Source organism: Streptomyces sp. CAU 1734 (assembly GCF_039888735.1).
Taxonomy (GTDB): Bacteria; Actinomycetota; Actinomycetes; order Streptomycetales; family Streptomycetaceae; genus Streptomyces.
Genome location: NZ_JBDQQP010000017.1, coordinates 130,408 through 152,503, shown reverse-complemented (window position 1 = coordinate 152,503; position 22,096 = coordinate 130,408). Strand labels below are relative to the sequence as shown.

The following is a 22,096-nucleotide window of genomic DNA, read 5'->3' as shown; positions in this document are numbered from 1 at the left end:
GATCCTGCCACGTCGGCGAGGGCCCGAAGGGAGGCAGGCCGCCCGGCGGTGCCCCCACTGGTCCCGCTGATCCCCCGGAGCGTACGATCGACATAATCTGAACGTGTTCAAAAATAAGGAGAAGGTCATGTCCGAGCGGATCGCGTCCGACCCGGCCGACTCACCCGCCGTTCTGCTGGGCCCGGTCGCCCTCTTCTTCGGTGTCATCGCCACCCTGGGTGTGTCCGTGCCCCTGTTCTTCTTCCTCACCCCGTTCGCCGCCCTCGCCGGAGCCCTCGCGCTCACGCTCGGCGCGGCGGGCATCCACTACGGGCGGCGCGGCATCGGACGTCTGTGGGTCGCGGCCGCCGGAACGGCCCTCGGCCTCGTCGGGTTCGCCGCCTTCATCGGCTTCCTCGTCATGTTCGCCGGGTAGCCGGATGCCCCGCCCCGTCCCGTCCCCGCCCCGTCCCGTCCCGTCCCCGCCCCGTCCCGTCCCGGCCCCGCCCCGCGCCGGGGCCGCGACCCGCGCCCACACCCGGCGGCCGGCCCCCGCATCGCCGCCGCGACCCAGCGGGCCCTCGGTGACGCCGGCACCGTGATCAACGCGGGCGCCGGCCCCGGCTCCCGCGAACCGCCGCGCGCCCTGCCGGCGGTGGAACCCGGCGCGGTGATGATCGCCCGGCGCCCGGCCGGATCCGCACCGGCGATCGAAGCGTCCGCGGAGTCGATCCCCCTCGCCGGCGACTCGGCCGGCGCGGTGACGGCCCTGCTGACCGTGCGTCACCGGTACGACCTGGAAGCCGGCATCGCGGAACCGCGCCGCATCGTCCGGCGGCGGATCGTCGTCCTCACCTTCGACCAGGACACCAGCTGTTCCGGCCGCTGGACGAGCATCCGCCCGAGGCCGCGGCGTTCGACGACGCACGGGCGGTGCCGGCCGGCCGGCTGGTCGCACCGCCGGGAGGCGCCCGCGTCGAGACCGTGCCCGTACCGCACGACGCACCGACGGACTCCTCGCCGCCCACCGGCGCCGGCCCGGGGTGTGCCTCGGTCCGCGCGTCCGGGCCGGTGTCCCGGTGTTCGCCCGGAGCGGCGACGAGGCCGCCCAGCGGCCCGGCCCGGCTGTCGGACGATCCGGCCTCCGGCCGGTGGCACCGGCGCCGTGGCGGCCTGCTCGACCGCCGGACCCTCGACGCCGGCCACCGGCTGCTCGTGGCCGATCCGCAGCACCGGGCGAGCCGTCCGGCCGGGCCGGACCCGGCGGCGCGCCGGCTCCGGGCCCGGTGGGCGCCACCCCCTCAGCCGCCCTCCCCGGCGGTCACCTCCAGCACGCAGTTCCGGAGCTCGTAACTGCCGATGCCCTCGATGTAGCCGATCGTCGGCGGGTTCGCCATCCGCACTCCGGGCAGGGCGAACAGCCGGCTGAGGAAGACATCCGTCTCCAGGAGCGCGATGGGCAGCCCCGGGCACTTGTGCGGGCCGTCGCCGAAGGCCAGCCCCGGCGCCCCGGCGTTCTTCATCACGCGCCCCGGACGCAGACACTTCGGCCCCGCCCCGACCGTCCGTTCGTCGATGTTGACGTGGTCGACCAGGATGTCGATCCGGTCGCCGGCCGGGACGGTGACCTGTCCGCCGTCGCCGCCGGGCAGGTCGAGCGGTTCGGTGGTACGCCGGCTGAGGCGGCCCACCACCGGTTCGAGCCGCAGGATCTCCCCGAGCACCGCGAGCCTGCCGGGCTCGTCCGCCGCCCGGTAGTGCGCCAGCAGATCCGCGTCGGAGAACAGATGCCAGGCCGCCGCGCTGATGAACTCACGCGTGGTGACCATGCCCGCCGCCGCGAAGGTGAGGCACTCGCCGAGTATCTCCGTGTCGGAACAGCCGTCGTCGATGAGGTGGGAGATGAGATCGTCCCGCCGGCCGCGGCGCCGGGCCCGCACGGCGGGGCGCACATCGCCGAGGTACACCCGCAGCCAGTTGCCGTTCTGCCGCAGCGCCCAGTAGATGCCGGACGGACTCGTCAGCCCCGGCATGCCGAACCGCTCGGGGAAGAAACGCTCCAGCCGTTTCTTGATGCCGGGTCTGCTGTCCGTGAGACCGATGACCGCGCAGGCCACCTCGATCGCGAGATCGAAGCTGAGGTCGGAGAGACGCGCCCTGCCGTCCGTCCGGAGCCGGTCGATCCGGTCCTCGGCGACGCGGATCATGACCTCGCGGTAGTGCTCGTCGACCCGGCGCGGGGTGAAGAACCGCGCCGTCTGGCGGCGGTGTTCGCGATGCTCGGCACCGTCCCGGTAGAGCACCGGCCGCCGGATCCGCTTCGGCAGCTTCTCCACCCTCTCGACCCCGAGCCCCGCCTGCACGGTCGACGTACTGCGCAGCACGGTCCGCGCCTCGTCGTACCCGCGCACCTCCCACACCCCGTCGTCGCCGCGTGTGACGGGACACTCCGCGGGCGGTCCGCCGCGCTCGATCCTGCGTAATCCGAATTCCCTCTCCGACCCGGCTCCGGCCACCTCGCCGAAGCCGTGGAACTCACCGGACTCACCGCCCATGAGCGGCACCTCCCTCTCGCCAGACATGCCGGGCGGCCGTGAACCCGGCCGCCCGCCCCGACCGATGGCGCACTTCACCCGCCACGGGGTGGTGCGCCGGGTGGTTCCTTCCCACCGCGACGGCGCGGGAAGCGGGTGTCATCGGGTCCGCGCCGCCGGGCGGCGCACGCCGCGCGTCATCGCGGGACGGCTCGCGGAAAGGCGTTCGCACGGCCTCTGCCGGCCGCGTACGGTCCGCACACGACCAGGTCGCCGCCCCGGCCGGTGTCCGCCGAGGCCGTGTTCCCGGGACCGGCCCCCACCGGGGCCGGGTGACCGGCGGACGGGGAGCGGGCGCGGCGGTGAGGTGAACCGGGACCCGGTGGAAGCCGCCCGCTCCGTGTCGCGTGCGGCCCTACCCCGGCTCCGGAGCCTCGCCGGCGGCGCGGGGGTCCGGCCGCCGTGAGGGCCGCCGTGCCTCTTCCTCGGCGGCGTCAAGTGCCGGTGCCAGTACGGCGAGTGCGCCGCGCAGCAGGCCGGGAAGCGACCCCGACGGCACGACGAGCCCGCCCGCCGCGAGGGGCGCGGCCGGCGGCTGGAGCCACTGCTGAAGCGCGACCCGCACCGCGGCGGCCACACTCGCCGCGAGCACCCGGGCGGCGGCGGAAGTGCCGGTGCCGCCCAGCCGCCGGCCGATCTCGGCGGCGAGGGGCCGCTCGATCGCCGCGGTGGTGTCGAGGAAGGTGTCGCGCAGCGCGGGGCTGGTGGTGATCAGCAGCAGCCCGTCGTGGTCGCGCGGTTCCGTGTACTGCTCCAGGATCGCCTCGGTCAGGATGTCGGCAAGGCGGCCGAGGGCCGGTCCGGCCGCCACCGCCGCGACAACCCGTGATTCGCGTTCGGCGGCGACGGCGGCGACGATCGCCTCTTCGCGGCTGGAGAAGTAGTTGTTGTAGGTCCTCGGCGAGACCCCCGCCGCCTCGGCGATGTCGTCGACCCGCACCCGGTCCGGCCCGTGCGTGAGGGCCAGCCGCAGCGCCGCCTCGCGCAACGCCACTCGGGTGGCCTGCTTCTTCTGCTCGCGCAGCCCGCTCCGCCTCGTCGTCACCCCCGCAGTCTTCCAGCCGAAGTGCGCGCACGCAAACTTGCGTGCACGCAAGTTTTGCTCCTACTCTCGGATCCCCCCCCCCGCAGAAGGGTTGAAGGCATGCGAGCCAGAGGCATCTGTTACGACACCGGTTTCCTCCGCAACGGCACCGGCTCCCGGGAGAGCTGGGACCCGGGCCTGGTGCGAAGGGAGCTGACCGTCATCCGCGACGATCTCCACTGCACCGCCGTCCACATCACCGGCGGCGACCCGGACCGCCTCCAGTCCGCCGCCCGCTGCGCCGCCGAGCTCGGACTGGAGATCTGGTTCTCGCCCTATCCGCTGGAACTGACGCCCGAGGAGATCCTGGTACTGCTCGCCGAGTGCGCGGAGCGGGCCGAGGAGATCCGGGCGCGGGGCGCCGAGGTGGTGTTCGTCACCGGCGTCGAACTGAGCCTCATGAATCATGGGTTCATCGAGGGCGGCAGCGCCGAGGAGAGAGTCGGCAGGCTGCTGGGGGACCCGGCCCGGCGGCCCGAGCGGCTCGCCGAGGCCGGCACCCGTCTCAACAGCTTTCTCCGCGAGGCCGTGAGGGCGGTCCGCGAGCGCTTCCACGGCAGGGTGACCTACGCGGCCATCCAGTTCGAAGCCGTCGACTGGGACCTGTTCGACTTCAGAACCTTCGAACTCATCCGGTCCGCCGCGGTCGCCGACCACTTCCGGGACGCCGTGCGCGGCCTCGTCGCACAGCCCAAACCGGTCGCGGTCACCGGCTTCGGGACCGCGGCCTGGCGCGGCGCGGGCGAGGTCGCGCCCCGCAGCATGGAGATCCTGGAGACCGACGGGACCACCGGCGCTCCGCTCCGGCTGTCCGGGGTGTACGAGCGCGACGAGGCAGGCCAGGCGGCGTACCTCCGCGAACTGCTGGAGATCTTCGACAGCGAGGGCGTCGACAGCGCCTTCGTCTTCCTCTTCGCCCTCCACAACCTGCCGCACCGCCCGGACGGCGATCCCCGCGACGATCTCGACCTCGCCAGTCCCGGCATCGTCAGGGTTCTGGAGGACCGCCGCGGTGAGACCTACCCCGGCATGCCCTGGGAGCCCAAGGCCGCCTTCGCCGCCGTCGCCGACCACTATCGCGGCGGCTGACCGCGGGGCCGCCGGCCGCCGCGGTGCGCGGACTCCCCGCGGACGTGCGGGTATTTCGGCCGACACCTTGCGAATACCGCCGTGAGGTGGCCGGAATCCCCCGGGGCGCCCCGGGGCGGATGGCGATCTCGGCGATTTCGCCCCGGCGCGCGGCGCGGTGGTGCATGCTGAGCGCGCCGACGCCGGGGGCCTTGCGCCGCGTCGGCCGTCGGGCATGTTTCAGACCGTTGCGGACCCGTCCTGGGGTGCTGATCGGGGTCGGGGCCGCGAGGCGCCGGTCCGGTCGTCCCGCTCCCCGGCCCGGTCCGCGGCTGTGTGGCCGCCCCGCCGCGGTTTCCCGAGGGGCCGGCCGGCCCCCGCCGTCGCGGCGCGGACCAGGGAAGGGGAACACCACCATCATGTCTTCAAGCTCCACCTTACGGCCGGTGCCGCGTGCCGGACTGAGCCGGCGGCTGACCGCGCTGCTGGCCGCCGGCGGGCTGGTCTGGTCCGGCCTCGCGGCGATGGCCGCCCCGGCCTCGGCGGCCCCGGCGAGCACCGCGGCCCCGGCCGCGTACATCGCCAACAGCCAGTCGGACAGTGTGTCGGTCGTGGACACCGCCTCCGGCACGGTCACCGCGACCGTGCCCGTCGGCGACGGCCCGTCCGGGGTGGCGGTGACCTCCGACGGCGGCCGGGCGTATGTCACCAACCGCGCCGCCGGTTCGGTGTCGGTGATCGACACCGCCACGAGCGCGGTCACCGCGACCGTGCCCGTGGGCAGCGGCCCGTTCGGAGTGGCGGCGGCCCCCGGCGGCGCGGTCTATGTCGCCAACAACCTCTCCGACTCGGTGTCGGTGATCGACACGGCGGCCAACACGGTCACCGCGACCGTCCCCGTCGGCGCACAGCCGAACAGTGTCGCGGCGTCCCCGAGCGGGGACCGCGTCTATGTCAGCAGCGGCAACGGCGGCACCGTGTCGGTGATCGACACCGCCACCGACACCGTCACCGCGACCGTCGCTGTCCACCGGCCCAACGGCATCGCGGTCTCCCCGGACGGCAGCCGTCTCTGGGTCAGCCTCCAGAGCGCGGGCACGGCCGCCGTGATCGACACCGCGACGCACACCGTCATCACCACCATCCCTGTCGGGAACACCCCCTTCGGCGCCGCGATCTCCCCGGACGGATCCCGTGTCTATGTGACCAACATCGGCGGCAACAGCACCTCCGTGATCGACACGGCCACCAACACCGTCGTCGAGACCGTTCCCGTCGGCTCCACCCCGATCGGTGTCGCGGTGACCCCCGGCGGCGGCGCGGCCTACGTCGCCAACAGCGGCAGCGGCACCGTGTCGGTGATCGACACGGCCACCGACACCGTCACCGCGACGGTCCCGGCCGGCAGCGGACCGTACGCCGTGGCCTTCGCCCCGGCCGCCGCGCCCGCCGCGGACATCGACGTCGATGTCACCGCCCGGCCGAGCCTGGGCATTCTGGTGCCCTACCTCACCTACACCCTGACCGCCCGTGACCTCGGTCCGAACGCCGTCACCGCGGCCACGGTCACCGCCACCCTGCCGCCCGGTGCCGCCGCGACCGGCCTGTCCCCCGGATGCACCGCCACGGCCACCACCGTCACCTGCGCCTTCGGACCCATCGCGAAGGGAGCCGAGGCCACCAAGAAGTTCCGAGTGCCCCTGCGACTGCTCTCCCTCGGCCCGGTGAAGGTCACCGCCTCGCGGACCGCCTCCTCGCCCGCCGACCCCAACCCGGCCAATGACAGCGCCTCCGCGGGCTGCACCGTCGTCTCCTTCGTCCTGGCCATCTGCTCCTGACCACCCCGGCCCCGGCGGGCGGCAGCACCCGCCGGGGCCCACGCCCCCGGGGGAGCGCGGGGAGTCCGTCAGTCCTCCTCCGCCAGCAGCTCGAAGACGACCGCGTCGGTGATCGTGGCCACCGTGGTCGACTCCTCGTAGAAGACGTGCAGGGGTACGTCCACCCCCAGCCGGCTCCGGATGCGGGCCATGACCTGAGTGATGGTCAGCGAGTGCGCGCCGAGGTCGATGACATCGTCGTGGAGGCCGACGGCCGGCAGATCCAGCACCTCGCACCAGATCGCCGTGATCTCGGCGGCCAGCTCCTCCCATCCGTCGTCCCCCGCCGGGGCGCCGCCCGCCGGCGACGCGTCCGGCGCGGCCTCCGCCGTGCCCCGGGCCGGCTCCGGCAGGGCCGCCCGGTCCGTCTTGCCGTTGGGCGTGAGCGGCAGCGCCGGCAGCGGGTGGACGATGCCGGGGACCATCACATCCGGCAGGGTCCGGCCGAGGAAGGAACGCAGCTCGGCACTGGACGGTACGGGCACCTCCGGGCGCCAGACCGGGTACGCGACGAGCATCCGGCCGGCCGGATCGCCGTCGTCACCGCGTACGGCGACGGCCGCGGCGGCCACGGCCGGGTGTTCCTGGAAACGGGCCTCGATCTCGCCGAGTTCGATCCGGTGGCCGCGCAGCTTGATCTGGTCGTCGCGGCGGCCGAGGCAGTCCAGCGCGCCGTCCGGCCGGACCCGCGCGAGGTCACCGGTGCGGTAGTGGCGGGCACCGCCCGCCGGGTCGGTGACAAAGCGTTCGGCGGTGCGCTCGGGCAGCCCCCGGTAGCCCCGGGCCAGCCCCGCGCCGCCCAGGGCCAGTTCGCCGGTGACCCCGTGCGGCACGGGATGCCCGGCCGGGTCGACCACCAGGGCGGTGGTGCCGGCGATGGGCCGGCCGATGGTGATCTCCTCGGGCGCGGGCGGTATCTCGGCCGCGGTGGACCAGATGGTGGTCTCGGTCGGCCCGTACACATTCCACAGCCGGCCCACCCGCTCCCGCAGCCGGCGGGCGAGTGCGATGGGCAGGGCCTCGCCGCCGGTGAGGGCGGTGAGCGCGGGGGCGGTGAATCCGCCGTCCAGCATGAGCCGCCAGCCCGACGGGGTGGCCTGCGCGTGGGTGACTCCGTGCCGCTCCACCAGGGCGGCGAGTGCGCGGCCGTCGCGGGTCTCCGTCTCGCGCGCGATCACCACCCGGCCACCGGTGATCAGCGGCAGCAGCAGTTCGAGGGCGGAGATGTCGAAGGAGAGCGAGGTGACCGCGAGCCAGACGTCGTCGGGGCCGGCGGCCAGGGTGTCGCGGAAGGCCAGCAGCAGATGGGCGAGGGCGCCGTGCGGGACCTCGACGCCCTTGGGGCGTCCGGTGGATCCCGAGGTGTAGATCAGATAGGCGAGGTCGCCGGGGGCGGGGGAGGGAAGCGGCGCGTCCCCGTCCGCGCCCTCCCCGCCGTCCGTGTCCCCGGTGAGGAGATCGTCGAGCAGCAGGGTGGTGCCGTGCCCCTCGACCAGATGGGCCGTGCTCCGCTGGGCGAGCGCGATCGGAGTGCCGGCGTCGGCGAGCACCAGCGCGACGCGCTCCGCCGGATAGGACGGGTCGACCGGCAGATAGGCGCCGCCGGCGAGGGTGACGGCGAGCACGGCGGCCACCATCTCGGCGGAGCGCTCCGCGCAGACGGCGACCACGGTGCCGGGGGTGACCCCGGCCGCGACGAGCCGCCGGGCCAGGCCGCCGGCGGCGCCGGCCAGTTCCGCGTATCCCACGGTCCGTTCGCCGGCCGTGACGGCGGGCCGTGCGGCGTGCGCGGCGAAGGAACGGGCGATCAGCGCGGGCAGGGTGGCGCCGGCGGCGTCGGGGGCGGGCTCGGGTCCGCGCAGCGGGGCGCGTTCCGTCTCGTCCAGCAGCGGCAGTTCGGCGAGGGCGGTGCCGGGCCCGGCGGCGATCGAGGCGAGCAGCCGGCGCAGATGGGCGCCGACATCCCCGGCCCGCACGGGCGACGGCAGATCCGTGCGGTGCATCAGCAGGACGCGGAGCCGGTCCGGGCCGTCGAGGACATGGAACCGCAGGGCCCCGCGCGCGGTGCCGGGGAAGAGCGTCCAGTCGATCTCGGCGCGTACGCCCGGGAAGGTGACGGGGGCGATCCGGCGGCGGTACGTGACGATGACGGGTGCGAGGGAGAGGCCGGGCCGCAGGCTCCGGACGGCGCGGGACAGGGGGACCCGGCGGTGCGGGTAGCAGCCGCGCAGCTCGGCCCGGACCGTGCGGGCGAACTCGCTGAACGGAGTGCCCGGTTCGGGGGCGGTGACCACCGGCAGCTCATTGGCGTGCATGCCGATCAGGCCGGCGGCGCCGGGGTCGCGGGTGCCGAGGCCCACCGTGACGGCGGGGCGCTCGTTCCCGTACCGCAGCAGCAGGGTGTGCACGGCCGCGACGAGCAGTTCGAAGAGGGTGACGCCGAGCTTCTCGGCGGCCTCGCCGAGGCCGGCCCGGAGCACGGGGTCGATGTCGAAGTCCACGGCCGCGCCCGGACCGGCTCCGTCGGCTCCGCCGGGCCCGGCGTCGAGGCCGGGCAGGAGTACGCCGGGCTCGGGCAGCGGACGGCCGGCCCAGTGGGCCGCCGCCTCGGCGATCTCGCGGGCGCCCGGCTCGGAGCGATCGGCGGCGCCGGCGGCCGTCCCGGCCGGGGCCGGGGCCGGTCCGGCTCCGGTGCGATGGGCGTAGCAGGCCGCCAGGTCGGTCAGGAACACATCGGTGGAGGTGCCGTCGAAGGCGATGTGGTGCGCGACGACCAGCAGGGTGGCGCGGTCCGGGGCCGTGCGCAGCAGAGTGAACCGTACGGGGGGTTCCGACGAGAGATCGAACGGTTCCGCGCTCGCGGCGGCCAGCTCGGCGGCGAGCCGCTCGGGCGTGGTGTCGCGCACGGCCGGCGCGGGCGCCGGGCCGGGCGTGAGCAGCGGGACGCCGTTCTCCTCGCGGACGGTCAGGGCCAGGGCGGGGTGGCGGCCGGCCACATCGGCACAGGCGGCGGCGAGGGCGTCGGAGTCCAGGGGGCCTTCGAAGCGGATGGCGAAGGGCATGTGGTGGACGGCGCCGAGCGGCGCGATCCGCTCGTTGATCCAGATGCCCTGCTGGGCGGCGCTGGCGGGGGTGCTGGTCACAGAGTCTTCCTCGGTCTGTTCGGCGTCGGGACGCGTGGCGCGAGTGGAACGGGGGAGCGGGTGTGAGCGTGATCGGCCACCCGGCCGTGCTGCCCGGCGCGGGCAGGGCGGGACGAGGGCACGGGGACGGGGCCCGGCGTCGGCGCTGACGGCGGGCGGGGTGCGGCGGAGGGCTGCGATGGCCGGCGGGCGACGCTACTCGCCGGCGGTGTCGGGACGGGGTGACGGTCGGGACGCGTGACGCCGGAGCGGGGTCACGGGCGGCGGGACGACGGCCGGAACAGGGGCCCGTGCGGGCCCGGGCCCGCACGGGGATGCGGCCGGAGCGGGGCGGATGTCAGGCGATGGCCTCGGCCAGGGCCGTGCGGAAGCCGTCGGCGAGCGCGGTGACGGCCGGCTCCTCGAAGGCGAGCGCGTTGTACTGGATCCAGCAGTTCAGCGACCCGTCCGGCTGCTCGACCACCGTGAGTTCGGGCACCCCGAGATCCCCGCCGGGCAGCGGCCAGGGCACGGTGGTGCCGCGCGGCAGCTCCCACGGCTCGCACCGCAGGCCGGGCACCTGGGCGTCAGCGGCCCAGCTCTCGTACCGCAGCCACGCGGGGAACGCCACCACATGCGGTTTGAACTCCGCGTACGGGTACATCTGGTGGTCGAGCGCACCGGTGGCGGCCCGGCGGACCCGCTCGGTGAGTTCGGCGAAGCCGGGGCGGCCGGAGCAGTCCACCCGTACCAGCAGGGACTGCACCAGACAGCCCACGGCCTGCTCCGCCTCGGCCCTGGTCCGGCCGGGGACCGGGGTCATGAGGACCAGATCGGGGCGGCCGGCGCGGGCCGTGAGCAGTCCGCTCCACAGGGCGGCGACGGCCATGAACGGGGTGACACCGAGCGAGCGCGCCCGCTCCCGCAGCCGCCCGGCGGGGCCCTGGCCGATGGTGAAGGGGTGCGCCACCGTGTGCACGCGGTCGACGGCGCGCCGCCCGGGGAAGGGGTCGAGCGCGGACGGGGCACCGGCGAGCGCGGTGGCGAAGTGGCGCCGGCCGCTCTCCCACCGGTCGTTGGCCCAGCTCACCAGCTCCGGGTAGGACAGGCCGGGGTCGTTGAGCCGGGGAGTGCGCCCCCGGCGCAGGGCGTCGTAGGCGAGGCCGAGTTCGCGCAGCAGGATGCCGATCGACCAGCCGTCGGCGACCATGTGGTGCACGGCGAGCAGGACGATGTGGTCCTCGGGGCCCCGGGAGATCACGAGCAGCCGGGTCGTCGGGTCGGCCGCCAGATCGGTGAGCCGGTCCCGCTCGGCGATGAGCAGGGCGTTCACCTCCTCGTCGGAGGCGCCGGGGGCGTCCACCAGGGTGGTGCGGGCGTCGGCCTCCTCGTCGAGCACGGTGCGGACCAGTCCGCGCACGCCGCCGGGGACGGGGACGAACCGGGTCCGCAGGGCGGGGTGGCGCTTCACCAGCAGGGACAGCGCGGGGCCGAGTGCCCGGGGGCGCAGCGGGCCGGTGAGGCGGAAGAGGGCGGTGACGGCGCCGACGTCGCGGCCGTCCTCCTCGGCCATCCAGTCGAGGAAGTTCTCCTGCTGGCTGGTGAGCGGGACCTCGTGGTGCTGGGCCCGCAGGGCGCGCAGATAGGGCGGGAGCTCCGGCGCGGCCGGGCCCGCCCCGGGCACGCGGCTCTCCGGGGCGTGCTCCCGGCCCGCCTCCTCGTCCAGCCACGCGGCCTGGGCACGCAGCGACGGGCGCCCGAAGACGAGACCGGCGCCCGCCTCGACGCCGAACCGGTCGGTGATGGCGGTGGCGAGGTGGACCGCGCGGAAGGAGTCGCCGCCGAGGGCGAAGAACTCGTCGGCCCTGTCCCGTACCGGGTGGCCCAGCACCTCCTCCCAGATCGCGGCGAGCCGCAGTTCGGTGGGGGTGGCGGGCGGCCGGACGGCGGCCGTGTCCCGTGCGCTCGCGGGTTCCGCGTCCGCCGTGAAGAGCGGGCGCAGCCGGTGCTTGACCACCTTGCCGGAGGCATTGCGCGGGAGGTCGCCGGCGAGCAGGACGCGCACGGGAAGTTCGGCGCGGGCGAGGCGGGCGCTGAGGAAGAGCCGGAGCGCGTCGAGATCGAGACCGCCGGCGGCGGGCACCACGACGGCGACCGGCACGGAGCCCATCACCGGGTGGGGTATGCCCAGCGCCGCCGCGTCCGCGACATCCGGGTGCTCGTGCAGCGCGTCCTCGATTTTGAGGGTGGAGACCTTGAGCGCGCCGGACTTGATGACATCGCTCTCGCGGTCCACCAGGTGCAGATAGCCGTCCTCGTCCAGCCGGCCGAGGTCGCCCATCCGGACCCAGCCGTCGCGGAAGACCGTGGTGCCGGCCGCCGGGTCACCGGCGTACGAGCGCGGCGGCCCGGGCTGGCGCAGCCAGATCTCGCCCGTCTCGCCGGAGGGTACGGGGGAGCCGTCCGCCGCGAGGATCCGCAGGTCCCGGGGGTCGGTGGGGCGGCCCACCGCACCGGGCGGTGCCTGGCCGACCACGGCGGAGAGCTGTGCGGGAGCGGACTCGGACGAGGTGTAGACGTTGACGACGGTGGCCTTCGGCAGGGCCTCGGTGAGGGCCCTGGCGACCGGCGCGGGCAGGGCGGCGGCCGAGGAGCTGAGCAGCAGGACGCCGGAGAGGTCGTACCGTTCGGGCACACCGGAGTTGAGCAGTTCGATCGCCATCGACGGGACGAGGAAGACGGTGCCGATGCCGAGCTCCTCGACGGCCCGGCCGTACTCCTCGGCGTCGAAGCGCGGGACGACCACGGTGGTGGGCGCGCCGGTGAGGGCGCTGATGAGCATCACCTGGCCGGCGTTGGTGCCGATGGGGAAGGAGTGCAGGGCATGGCGCGAGTGGGCGTAGGGCCGGGGGCGGGGGTTGAGCTGGAGGCCCGCCGTGAGATTGGCGTGGGAGGCGCGTACGCCCTTGGAGTCGCCGGTGGTGCCGGAGGTGCCGACGACCTGGGCGAGGTCACCGGGAGAGGGGCGGGTGAGCCCGCGGCCGGCGGATGCGCTCCCGGCCGCCTCGACATCGGCCAGCGACAGGTCCGCCCCGCCGAGAGCCGCGCCCAGCGGGGGCAGTTCGGCCCCCCGGAGGACCGTGGCGGCACCGCAGATCCCGGCGAGGCGCACGGCCTCCGCCTCGGTCAGATCGGCGCGGAGCGGCAGCGCCGCCGCCCCGGCGTGGTGGACGGCGAGGATCGCCACCGCGTAGGCGTCCCACTCCCGGTCGGTGAAGCGCAGGGCCACGAGCTCGCCGGGCCGGATTCCGGCGTCCGCCAGGCCCCGGGCGGCCCGGAGAGCCCGCTCGCGCCAGTCCCCGTAGGTGAGCGAGCCGCCGCCGCGCACCTCGATCGCACACCGGTCGGGCTGTTTGGCGGCCCGGGCGTCGAGGAGGTCGGGAACGGTCAGCGGTGCGGGCTGGGCGTTGATGGTGTCCTCCAAGAGCGGGGTTCCCGGGGGAAGTTGGTCCGTACATGTGTGATGGCACAGGGAAACGATCACGGGGATGGCGCGCGGATGTTGCCCTTGGATATGGTCTGGACCTTCGACAGGCAAGCGAACAATAGCGCGCCTGTGTGGTACTTGTGTCGCAATGATGGAGAGTTCGTGGACATCGGTGGGGATCGGGTGCGTTGGGCGGACGTCGCGGACATCCGGGCGCGACGGCGAAACCCCTGGTCAGATGGGTGAGTTGGCCGAATCCGCAGAAATCCCCGGCTGGGAATCCCGGATCGGCTCCGGGCGCCGCCGGTCCCCGCCGTGCGCTCCCCGGCCCGCCGAACAATGCGATGGCGGCCCGGGACGGGTGCCGCCCGAGTGGGTCCGTCGCCCGTGCGGACGGCGCCACTCGGAAAGGACTCGCTAGAGGAAGGGCGTCCCGGGGTCGAGCCCGGACAGCACCCGGCCGTACAGCTCCAGGTTGGCGGCGGGGTTGACGAACGAGTGCACGCTCAGCGCGTTGAGGTCCCGCACGATCCGCTGGATCGGCACCTCGCGGTGCAGGGCCGAGGCGCCCGAAGCGGAGCCGATCAGGTCGCCGGCCTCCTTGCACAGCCGCGCCAGATACCCGCACTGTGCCCTGATCCGGGCCCGTTCCGCCGCCGTGTACGGCGCCCCGGAGGCCGCCTTGGACTCGATCGTCCCCACCAGATCGGCGGTGAGCAGTTCGGCGGCGGAGACCTTCATCTCGGCCTCGGCGAACTGAAGATGCGTCACCGCGGCCTCGTGCTGGCGCTCGTGGATGGTGTAGGTGATGCCCCGCTGATGGATGCGTTCCCCGAACTCCGTCAGGGCCGCCCGCGCCAGACCGAGAGCGCTCGCGGCCGTCCAGGCGCAGAACAGCAGCATCACCGGCATCCGGTAGAAGGCGTCGGCGCTGTTGCGCCGCGACGGGATCACCCCCGCCAGCAGCGGCGCGACCGGCAGGACGCGATGGGCCGGCACATGGACGTTCCGGGCGACGACGGTATTGCTCCCGCTCCCGGCCAGGCCGGTGACGTCCCAGTCGTCCAGTATCCGGAGATCGGTCATGGGGATCGCCAGCCACAGCAGCTCCGGCGGGCCGTCCCCGGTGTCGTCCAGTGCGGTCAGCAGATGCCAGTCGGCGTCCTGGCAGCCGGTCGCGAAGGGGGACTCGCCGTTCACCACATAACCGCCGTCCGCCGGTACGGCCTTGGAGCCGGGGACGAGGGTGCCCCCGATCCGCGTGTCGGGCCCGGTGAAGATCTCGTCCTGGGCCTCGTCGGGGAAGAGGGCCGCGATGAAACCGCCCCCGGCCTGGATCAGCGCCATGTACCCGGCCGACCCGCAGGCGGCGGAGACCTCGCTCAGCGCGTCGACCTGGGTCCGCAGGGAGGTCTGGTAACCCCCGTGGCGGCGGGGGACGTTCATGCGGAGAATCCCGGCGCCCGTGAGAGCCTCGGCGACCTCACTCGTCACCCGGCTCCGGCGCTCCGCGCGTGCGGCGTGCGAGCGGATGAGGGGCCGGAGTTCCCGTAAGCGCTCGACGAGGTCGCGGCCTGAGTGGGGTGCCGGCGAACGGGTCAAGGGGTGGCCTCCGGGCTCGCGTCAGGGCGGAGCACTCACCGTGACGCCGATCCCCCCGGCTGTCAATGCCCCCTCGGGCGGCTCCGGCCGGCCGGTCCGCCGGCTGCCGGACGCAGTCCGATCTCCGTGAGCAGCAGCCGGATCTGGCGCTCGGCCAGGGGTGCGGTGTCGTGCCGGAGCCAGCGGAGATGGCCGAACGCCTCCAGGATGACGAGCCCGTGCGTACGGGTCCAGGCTCCGAGGACGGCGGCCGCGGCGGCGGGCGGCATGCCGGGGTGGAGTTCGGCGGCGTAACGCGCCAGGGCGGGATCGGGCTCGGCCTCGGCCTCACCGGACGGAAGCAGCCTGCCCTGCTGCCATGCCTCGGCGAACAGCGGGGTGAACGCCCCGCCGACACGGCGGGTCGCCACGCTGGTGGGGCCGTCCGGCGGGGCGGTGTAGCCGGGGACGGGGGTGCCGTAGACCAGGCCGAACTCCTGCGGGTGCGCGACGGCCCATCGGCGGTAGGCCGTCAGGGCGGCGAGGAGCCGGTCGGCCACATCCGCGCCGGGGTCGGCGTCCCGGGCTTCCTCGACCGCGTCGGCGAGCCGGTCGAAGGCGTCGGTGATCAGCGCCGTCAGCAGCGCGTCACGGCTGTCGAAGTAGCGGTACAGCCCGGCGGGGCTCATGCCCAGGGCGGTCGCGACCGCCCGCAGCGAGAGCTGGGCCGCTCCGACCTCGCGCAACTGGCGCAGGGAGACGGCCTTGATCTCGTCCAGGGTCTCGGCGCGGAGCCGGTCACGGCGGGTGGGTGCGGGCATGAGAGCACCCTACCAAAGAGTGAACAGTGTTTACATCGCGATCTGCGTACTCTACTTTTGCGAACACCAGTCGCTTTGCGAACATCAGACGCAAGGAGTGCGCAGCCATGTCCGTCACCCATCCGCCGGACCATTCCGTTCACGCGCCGTCGGGCGCCCTCGGCGCACGGCGTGTCGCCGCCGCCCTGCTGGCGGTCGAGGGCCTGCTGATCATCGTTCCCGCGCTGGTGCTCGGATCCGCGATCGGCTGGCCGGCGAGCCTCGACGATCCGGCCGCCGTCGCCCTGCCGCGCCTGCTCGAACAGGAGGGTGCCGTCCGCGCCGGATACGCCGTCTATCTCGTCTACTCCGTGCTGTTCCTGCCCGTCGCGGTCTGGACCACCCGGGCGCTGACCGGCGGTGCGGACACCGCGCTCAGCCGGGTGGCCATCGGCTTCGCCATCGCCTCGGCCCTCGCCCGCACGATCGGCATATCCCGCTGGCTGCTCGCCATGCCCGGCCTGGCGGAGGCTCACGCCGGTGCGTCCGACGCGTCCGTGCGCGAGGCCGTCGCGGTCCAGTACGAGCTGCTCAACGACTTCGGCGGCGGGATCGGCGAAGTGCTCGGGGTCTCCCTGTTCGCCGCGGGCTGGCTCCTGTGCACCTCGGTCGCGGCCCTGCGCGCCGGCCCGGCCCATCGCCCGCTCCTGATCGCGGGCTTTCCCGTCGCGGCCGGTCTCGCGCTGCCGCTGGTGGAGATCGCCGGCGCCGACGCGGGCGCCGCCACCTCGATCGGCACCTCGCTCCTGCACCTGTGGTTCCTGGCGGCCGCCGCCGTCCTCGCCCGCCGGCCCCGCTGACCCCGGCCCGGCGCGGCCGGTGCGTCCGGCACCGGACGCACCGGCCGGAACCGCCCGAGCCGTCGCTCCCGGCCTGTCCGGAGCCCCGAGGTGACACCGACCCCCCGGGTGATCAGCTCACCCGCACCACCAGAAATGAGGCACCATGTCCACTCCCCTGCACGTTGTTCTCGGCGCCGGCGGCGGCATCGGCTCCTCCGTCGTCCGGGAACTCGCCCGCCGGGGCCACCGCGTCCGCGCCGTCCGGCGCGGCCCCGCCGCCGGACCGCCGGTGGGTGTCGCCACCCTCGCGGCCGACCTCGCCACGCCCGAGGGCGCCTTGGCCGCCTGCGCCGGCGCGTCCGTCGTGTACCACTGTGTGCAGCCGCCCTACCACCGCTGGCCGCGGGAATTCCCCCCGCTCACCGAGGCCGTCATCGACGGCGCCGCGGCGGCCGGGGCGAAACTCGTCTTCGCCGACAATCTCTATCAGTACGAGCCGGCCGACGGCCCGGTGTCCGAACAGACACCCCGGCGGCCGGTGAGCCGGAAGGGTGCCGTGCGCAAGGCGATGGCGGACCGGCTCCTCGAGGCCCACCGAAGCGGCCGGCTGAAGGTGACCATCGGTCAGGCCAGCGACCACTACGGCCCCGGCGGCACGAACAGTGTCATCGGCGCCGCGGTGCTGCCCGTCGTCCTGCGCGGCTCCACGGTGAACTGGCCCGGACGGCTCGATGTCCCGCACACCCTGCACTATCTGCCCGACATCGCGACAGCGCTGGTCACACTCGGCGAGCGGGACGAGGCCGACGGACGGACCTTCATCCTCCCCGCGGCCCCGGCCCCCACCCCGCGCCACTTCATCGAGCGGGTCGCCGCGGCGGCCGGCCGCCGGGCCCGCATGCGCGGAGCCGCGAAACCGCTGATGCGCCTCGCCGGTCTGGCCAATCCGGCCGCCCGTGAACTGCTGGACATCTGGTATCAGTTCAGCCGCCCCTGGACCGTCGACGACGGGCTGTACCGCCGCACCTTCGGCCCGGTGGAGGCCACCGCTCCCGATGAGGCCGTGGCCGAGACGGTCGCCTGGCACCGTGCCCGCGCGGTGACGGCCGGCTGACGGCCGCGCGCGCGGCGTGTCACAGGGCCCGGTGGGTGCCGTCGGGGCCGGCCCGCGCTCCGGGGGCGGAGCTACTCGGCGGTGGCCGCGGCCGCCTCGACAGGGGTGTGGCACTGCCGCAGAAGCTCGTCGCGCTCACTGCCCGGGATCGCCATCGACTCGGCGAGCACGGCGGCGAGCGCGCCCACCCGAGCGCCTCAAGTCGTACGCGTGGCGGGTCCGTCGCTCTGTCACGGGAGTGAAACGGAGCTGTCCTGATGGGGCGACGGGCGCGACTCCCGGTGCCCGGCCCGCCTCATTGAGGTGGAGAAGCGGACGAGGGCGGAAACGGCCCGGCAGCCGCTCCGGCCGACCGCACACCACCACCAGGGGAACCGCCATGACGAACCGACACCTGCGCCGTACCGCCCTCGCCACCGTCGCGATCAGTGCCGCACTGCTGATGACCGCCTGCCAGAGCGGCACGGACGGCGCGGCGTCCGGGAAGAGCGCTCCGGTCGGGGCCGAGACCCCGGCGGCGGCGGGCGATGTGCCGGACACCCGGAACCCGGCCGGGGAGGACAAGGGCACCTCCTCCGCCGCGGACTCCCCGGACCGGGGCACGCGGGACACGGGCGGGGACTCCGCCGGCAAGGACGCGTCCGCCAAGGGCACCTCCGGCAAGGACAAGCACAAGCCCAAGGGCAAGCCGGGGAAGGGCTCCTCCGGCAGCGGCACCCGGGACACCGTCATCGAGGGCATCAACAAGGGCGAGGGCGTCAGCGGAACCTGGTTCGGCAATGTCTCCCACCTCGCGCCCGGCAAGTTCACCGTCTCGGACCTGAAGGGCGTCGAGCAGCAGTTCCTCCTCTCCGACGAGACCAGGATCTGGGGCTACGGCATCGTCTGCGGCGACAGCGACACGGGTGAGGGCGGCCAGGGCGGCACCCGGTGCACCGAGGCGGAGCTGGAGAAGGCCGCGAAGAAGGGCGTCAGCGCCACCGTGGTGATCGAGAACGGCATCGCCACCACCATCCGTGAGGACCGCTGAACCGCGGCCGTACGGGAGCGGGCCCGCTCGCGCACGGCCGTGCCCGCCCCCCCCGATCGGGTGGTGGCGGGCACGGCGCGCGTGGCGGTCCGTCCGGTCAGACGCCGGTCAGATCCTTCGCATACGGCGGCGCGGCGGCGGGGCGGGGTGCGGGGCCGCCCTCGCTGAGGCCGTACCGCCGGTGGAACCTCCGCAGGACAGGCGGCGCGTACCAGGCCGAGCGGCCGAGCATGCGCATCGCGGCGGGGACCAGGAATCCGCGCACGGCGATGGCGTCGATGAGGATGGCCAGTCCGCTGCCGAGCCCGAACATCTGGAGGAAACTGAGCTCGGCGGTCCCGAAGGCGAAGAAGGACACGGCGAGGAGCAGGGCCGCCGCGCTGACGATGCGTCCGGTGTGCCCGAGGCCGTTGGCGACGGCGGATTCGCCGTCCTCGCCCAGATCGTGGAGCTCCTTGATCCGGCTGGTGACGAACACCTCGTAGTCCATCGAGAGGCCGAAGGCGACACAGAACATCAGCACGGTCATGGACACATTCATCGGCTGCGCCGTGAAGCCGAGCGGGGAGGAGAGGTTCCCGTCCTGGAAGATCCAGGTCATGACGCCGAGGGTGGCCCCCAGACCGATCAGGTTGAGCACCAGCGCGCGCAGCGGCTGCACCACACTTCCGGTGAAGAGGAAGAGCAGGATGAAGGTGGTCAGGGCGACCAGGGCCACCGCGAGGGGGAGCCGGCCGCCGATGGATTCCTTGGAATCGACCAGTACGGCGTCGACTCCGCCCACCAGGGCGGGGGATCCGCCGGGCGGAGTGACCGCCCGCACCTTCCCCACCAGGCGCTGGGCCTCCTCCGACTTCGCCGGCAGCTCGCTCACCACATTGATCCGCTGGGCGTCGGGGCGGCCGAGGGCGGCGTTGGCGGGACCCGCCGCGGTGAAGCGTTCCCCGGTGTGGGTTCCGGCGCTGGTCTCCACCCGGGCGACACCGTCGAGCCCGGCCAGCGCGACCGCGTAGGACTCCAAAGGAGCCCTGCCGACGGGCCGGTCGATGACGATGTGGACGGCCGCCTCGTCACTGCCGTTGAAGCTCTTCTCCAGCACTGACGCGACCTGGCGGCTCTCGGCGTCCTCGGGAAGCACGCGTTCGTCCGGTGTGCCGAAGGTGATGCCCAGCAGCGGGCTCGCCGCGAGGAACAGCACCGCGAGCACGGGCAGCGCGGTGAGGGCGGGCCGCCGCATGACGGTGAGGGCCAGCCGTCCCCACAGGCGCCCGCGGGTCTCGGAGCGCCCCGGGTTCACCCACGGCAGCCGGCCGCTGTTGACCCGGTGCCCCAGGACGGCGAAGAGAGCGGGCATCACGAAGAGGGTGCTGACGGCGGCGATGGCCACCACGCCCATTCCGGCGTAGCCGAACGAGCGCAGGAAGAACTGCGGGAACACCAGGAGCGCCCCGAGCGCGGCGGCCACGGTCGCGGCGGAGAAGGCCACCGTACGGCCCGCGGTGGCCACCGTCCGCCGGACGGCGTCCTCCACGCTCTCCCCGGCCGCGAGTTGTTCGCGGAACCGGCTGACCATCAGCAGGGCGTAGTCGATGCCCAGGCCGAGGCCCAGCGCGGTGGTCAGGTTGACCGCGAAGACGGAGACATCGGTGACGCTGCCGAGTAGAAAGAGCTCGGCGAAGGTGCCCATGACGGCGATCACTCCGATCACCAGCGGCAGCAGGGCCGCGACCACGCTGCCGAAGACGACCAGCAGGAGGACGAGAGTGAGGGGCACGGCGATGGCCTCGGCCAGGATGAGATCCTCGCCCACCTGGGTTCCCATCTCGTCGCCCACCGCGGCGCCGCCGCCCGCCCGGACGGTCAGGCCGTCCCCGTACTCACCCGTATAGGCGTCGATGACGGCCTTGGCGTTCTCGCTCTGCTCCGTCTCCTCACCCTTCACATGGGCGAGCACCAGGGCCTCGCGGCCGTCCTCGGAGCGGAGGTCGGGGTTGTTGGCGTCCCAGTACGAGATCACGTTCTCCAGCCGCCGCTCCTCGCCGAGTTCGGCCACCAGAGCGCGGCCCCGCCGCTCGGCCGCCGGGGCGTCGACCCGGCCCTCCGAGGCGCGGACCAGCAGAACGAGGTTGGTCTCGCCGCCGAACTTCTCGCCGATGACCTTCCCCGCCCGGGCGGACTGCGAGGCCGGGTCCTCGTAACCGCCGTCGAGCAGCTTGCCGAACGCGCCGGTGCCCGCGACCCCCATGAGGGCCACGGCCACGGCGGCGATGACGAGTATCAGCCGTGGCCGGCGAATCACCAGCTCGGCTATGCGTTCAAACACGCGTTGTCTCCCTTGTGCGCACTGATCGTGAGAGCCCGGCGAACGGAGGGGGCAGGTGGGGCCGGGCGGGGCGGAGGCGGGCGGGGCCGGCTCCGCGGGCACCCTTCACCGGGCCGGGCGGATCCGCCGGCGCGTTCCCCGCCGCCGGTTCCGACGCTAGTGGGGCGGTGAAAAATTTGGCAGTGTTAGATTTTCCTCACAGCTCACACCTTTCTGATGCCCCACCAGGGAGTGCCGTCGTAAGGTCGCCGCATGCCTCCTGTGGAAGAAGATGTGACGGCCCGGCCCTCGCTGCGGGAGCGGCGCCGTGCGGCGGCCACGCGCGAGATTCTGGAGGCCGCCGAGCGCCGTATCGTCGAGAACGGCCCGGCGGCCCTGTCCCTGCGTGCGACGGCCCGGGACCTCGGGATGACCGTTCAGGCGCTCTACCACTACTTCCCGAGCTGGTCCGACCTCGTCACCGCGCTCATCACCAAGGCGTACGACGACATGGCCGACGCCGTGCAGGCCGCCCTCGACGCGACGGAGGAACCGGCCCCGGCGCGGGTACTGGTCGCCACCGAGGAGTACCGCCGATGGGCCGTCACCCATCCCGAGCGATTCCAGCTCCTCTACGGAACACCGCTGAGGAAGTACGCGGCACCCGCCAACGGGCCGACCACCGAGGCGATGATCCGGATGAGCGCGATCTTCCAGCGCGAGATGTTCGCCGGGTACACCGCCGCCCAGCTCGAAGCGGCCGACGCACCGGCACTCTCACCCGCGACGCGGGCCCATCTGGAACAGCTGCCGCCGCACGGCCTCGGGGCCCTGCCGCCTCCCGCCACCGCTCTTCTGGTCAGCGCCTGGGGGCAGTTGCACGGTCTCGTCGTGCTGGAGGTCTTCGGGCACACCGCCTTTCTCGGCGACCACCAGGCGGAGATCTTCCGCATGGGGGTGCGGAATCTGGTGAAGGACGTCCACAGCCGGATTCCCGGCCCGGACCGGATGTGACGGCGGGAGCCCTCGCGAGGGGGAGCGGTCCCGGCAGGCGAGGAGCGGCGGACGGCCGGTGACAACGGGCCGCCGTTGTCCCGGTGATACAGAACGGATGGACGGCCGCGACCGTACCCCCGCACGGCGGATGCGCGCGCCGTTCAGGGTGAGGAGGTCCGCGGACGCCGCGGACCTTCCCGTCTTCCTCTCGTACGGAGGC

Annotated in this window: 15 protein-coding genes; 7 read left to right on the top strand and 8 right to left on the bottom strand. The window is 74.1% G+C overall.

The genetic code is table 11. The features are described 5' to 3' along the window. Positions 1 to 127: 127 nt before the first annotated feature. Entirely contained in the window at positions 128 to 415 is a 288-nt protein-coding gene (locus AAFN69_RS28680; protein WP_347731758.1) for a hypothetical protein, read from the top strand. Between the two features lie 347 nt (positions 416 to 762). Here the strand turns inward: AAFN69_RS28680 and AAFN69_RS28675 are convergent, their stop codons facing one another. From AAFN69_RS28675 to AAFN69_RS28665, 3 genes are all read right to left on the bottom strand, one after another. Continuing rightward, the gene (locus tag AAFN69_RS28675; protein WP_347731757.1) at positions 763 to 978 is read right to left on the bottom strand and encodes a hypothetical protein; all 216 of its coding nucleotides are present in this window, start codon (positions 976 to 978) and stop codon (positions 763 to 765) included. A 302-nt stretch (positions 979 to 1,280) separates the two neighbouring features. After that, the gene (locus AAFN69_RS28670) at positions 1,281 to 2,561 is read right to left on the bottom strand and encodes a cytochrome P450 (protein WP_347731756.1); all 1,281 of its coding nucleotides are present in this window, start codon (positions 2,559 to 2,561) and stop codon (positions 1,281 to 1,283) included. A 367-nt stretch (positions 2,562 to 2,928) separates the two neighbouring features. Next, positions 2,929 to 3,618: a helix-turn-helix domain-containing protein gene (locus tag AAFN69_RS28665; RefSeq protein WP_347731755.1), complete on the bottom strand. Its 690-nt coding sequence runs from the start codon at positions 3,616 to 3,618 to the stop codon at positions 2,929 to 2,931. Positions 3,619 to 3,717: 99 nt separating this feature from the next. Between AAFN69_RS28665 and AAFN69_RS28660 the strand changes: the two genes are divergently transcribed. Then, positions 3,718 to 4,746, top strand: coding sequence for a hypothetical protein (locus AAFN69_RS28660; protein WP_347731754.1), 1,029 nt, complete (start codon positions 3,718 to 3,720; stop codon positions 4,744 to 4,746). 398 nt (positions 4,747 to 5,144) lie between these two features. Beyond that, positions 5,145 to 6,563 (top strand): hypothetical protein, encoded by a 1,419-nt coding sequence (locus tag AAFN69_RS28655; protein ID WP_347731753.1) that lies wholly within the window; start codon positions 5,145 to 5,147, stop codon positions 6,561 to 6,563. Between the two features lie 68 nt (positions 6,564 to 6,631). Here AAFN69_RS28655 and AAFN69_RS28650 read toward each other — a convergent pair whose 3' ends face one another. From AAFN69_RS28650 to AAFN69_RS28635, 4 genes are all read right to left on the bottom strand, one after another. After that, positions 6,632 to 9,745, bottom strand: coding sequence for an amino acid adenylation domain-containing protein (locus AAFN69_RS28650; RefSeq protein ID WP_347731752.1), 3,114 nt, complete (start codon positions 9,743 to 9,745; stop codon positions 6,632 to 6,634). A gap of 337 nt (positions 9,746 to 10,082) precedes the next feature. After that, positions 10,083 to 13,208 carry an AMP-binding protein gene (locus AAFN69_RS28645; RefSeq protein WP_347731751.1) on the bottom strand — a complete coding sequence of 1,042 codons (3,126 nt, stop codon included), beginning with the start codon at positions 13,206 to 13,208 and terminating at the stop codon, positions 10,083 to 10,085. A 420-nt stretch (positions 13,209 to 13,628) separates the two neighbouring features. Next, positions 13,629 to 14,813, bottom strand: a complete 1,185-nt coding sequence (locus AAFN69_RS28640; RefSeq protein ID WP_347731750.1) for an acyl-CoA dehydrogenase family protein — start codon at positions 14,811 to 14,813, stop codon at positions 13,629 to 13,631. A gap of 62 nt (positions 14,814 to 14,875) precedes the next feature. Then, positions 14,876 to 15,613 carry a TetR/AcrR family transcriptional regulator gene (locus AAFN69_RS28635; protein WP_347731749.1) on the bottom strand — a complete coding sequence of 246 codons (738 nt, stop codon included), beginning with the start codon at positions 15,611 to 15,613 and terminating at the stop codon, positions 14,876 to 14,878. 107 nt (positions 15,614 to 15,720) lie between these two features. On the opposite strand from AAFN69_RS28635, the gene AAFN69_RS28630 reads away from it, so the two are divergent. The 3 genes from AAFN69_RS28630 to AAFN69_RS28620 all read left to right on the top strand — a co-directional run bounded on the left by AAFN69_RS28630 (position 15,721) and on the right by AAFN69_RS28620 (position 18,578). Then, complete coding sequence (locus AAFN69_RS28630) at positions 15,721 to 16,452, top strand: DUF4386 family protein (protein ID WP_347731748.1); 732 nt, start codon at positions 15,721 to 15,723, stop codon at positions 16,450 to 16,452. Between the two features lie 145 nt (positions 16,453 to 16,597). Further along, complete coding sequence (locus tag AAFN69_RS28625) at positions 16,598 to 17,548, top strand: NAD-dependent epimerase/dehydratase family protein (protein ID WP_347731747.1); 951 nt, start codon at positions 16,598 to 16,600, stop codon at positions 17,546 to 17,548. Positions 17,549 to 17,927: 379 nt separating this feature from the next. Continuing rightward, positions 17,928 to 18,578: a hypothetical protein gene (locus tag AAFN69_RS28620; protein WP_347731746.1), complete on the top strand. Its 651-nt coding sequence runs from the start codon at positions 17,928 to 17,930 to the stop codon at positions 18,576 to 18,578. A 97-nt stretch (positions 18,579 to 18,675) separates the two neighbouring features. Here the strand turns inward: AAFN69_RS28620 and AAFN69_RS28615 are convergent, their stop codons facing one another. Further along, positions 18,676 to 20,901 (bottom strand): MMPL family transporter, encoded by a 2,226-nt coding sequence (locus tag AAFN69_RS28615; RefSeq protein WP_347731745.1) that lies wholly within the window; start codon positions 20,899 to 20,901, stop codon positions 18,676 to 18,678. A gap of 252 nt (positions 20,902 to 21,153) precedes the next feature. Here AAFN69_RS28615 and AAFN69_RS28610 point away from each other — a divergent pair, with 252 nt between their 5' ends. Further along, positions 21,154 to 21,894 carry a TetR/AcrR family transcriptional regulator gene (locus AAFN69_RS28610; RefSeq protein ID WP_347731744.1) on the top strand — a complete coding sequence of 247 codons (741 nt, stop codon included), beginning with the start codon at positions 21,154 to 21,156 and terminating at the stop codon, positions 21,892 to 21,894. Positions 21,895 to 22,096: the final 202 nt, after the last annotated feature.

Excerpts from the sequence above, each read along its gene's own strand:
- AAFN69_RS28625 (WP_347731747.1), top strand. The coding sequence starts at position 16,598 with ATGTCCACTCCCCTGCACGTTGTTCTCGGCGCCGGCGGCGGCATCGGC.
- AAFN69_RS28630 (WP_347731748.1), top strand. The coding sequence starts at position 15,721 with ATGTCCGTCACCCATCCGCCGGACCATTCCGTTCACGCGCCGTCGGGC.
- AAFN69_RS28635 (WP_347731749.1), bottom strand. The coding sequence starts at position 15,613 with ATGCCCGCACCCACCCGCCGTGACCGGCTCCGCGCCGAGACCCTGGAC.
- AAFN69_RS28670 (WP_347731756.1), bottom strand. The coding sequence starts at position 2,561 with ATGTCTGGCGAGAGGGAGGTGCCGCTCATGGGCGGTGAGTCCGGTGAG.
- AAFN69_RS28660 (WP_347731754.1), top strand. The coding sequence starts at position 3,718 with ATGCGAGCCAGAGGCATCTGTTACGACACCGGTTTCCTCCGCAACGGC.
- AAFN69_RS28620 (WP_347731746.1), top strand. The coding sequence starts at position 17,928 with ATGACGAACCGACACCTGCGCCGTACCGCCCTCGCCACCGTCGCGATC.
- AAFN69_RS28680 (WP_347731758.1), top strand. The coding sequence starts at position 128 with ATGTCCGAGCGGATCGCGTCCGACCCGGCCGACTCACCCGCCGTTCTG.
- AAFN69_RS28610 (WP_347731744.1), top strand. The coding sequence starts at position 21,154 with ATGCCTCCTGTGGAAGAAGATGTGACGGCCCGGCCCTCGCTGCGGGAG.
- AAFN69_RS28655 (WP_347731753.1), top strand. The coding sequence starts at position 5,145 with ATGTCTTCAAGCTCCACCTTACGGCCGGTGCCGCGTGCCGGACTGAGC.